At 66.0% G+C, this 500-nt stretch carries 1 protein-coding gene; it reads left to right on the plus strand.

Going from position 1 to position 500, the window contains the following annotated elements:
• Positions 1 to 500 (plus strand): aminotransferase class I/II-fold pyridoxal phosphate-dependent enzyme (locus H6B10_RS15235; protein WP_204652333.1); only part of this gene is annotated, 500 nt, incomplete at both ends.

Raw genomic sequence — 500 nt, forward strand, 5'->3', positions numbered from 1 at the left:
CCGCCGCATGCGGGTGGTGCCCTTTGACGTGCCCGGCCACAAGCGCGGGCGCGGCAACCCCGAACTGACGGCCTTTTTGGGCCAGCAATGCGTGGGCGTGGATGTGAACAGCATGAAACCGCTGGACAATCTCTGCCATCCGGTGTCGGTCATCCGGGAAGCGGAAGAACTGGCCGCCGATGCCTTTGGCGCGGCCCATGCCTTTTTGATGGTGGGCGGCACCACCAGCTCGGTACAGAGCATGGTGCTCACCGCCTGCAAGCGGGGGGATGAGATCATTCTGCCCCGCAACGTGCACCGCAGCGTGCTGAACGCCCTGGTGCTCTGCGGCGCGGTGCCGGTCTACGTCAACCCCGAGGTGGACCAGCGGCTGGGCATCTCGTTGGGCATGCGGCGGGAACAGGTAGCCAAGGCCATTGCCGAGCACCCCAATGCGGTGGCGGTGCTGGTGAACAACCCCACCTACTACGGCATCTGCAGCGACCTGCGGGCCATCGTGC

Origin of the sequence: Gemmiger formicilis (assembly GCF_016901605.1) — a bacterium.
Classification (GTDB): Bacteria; Bacillota; Clostridia; order Oscillospirales; family Ruminococcaceae; genus Gemmiger; species Gemmiger formicilis_B.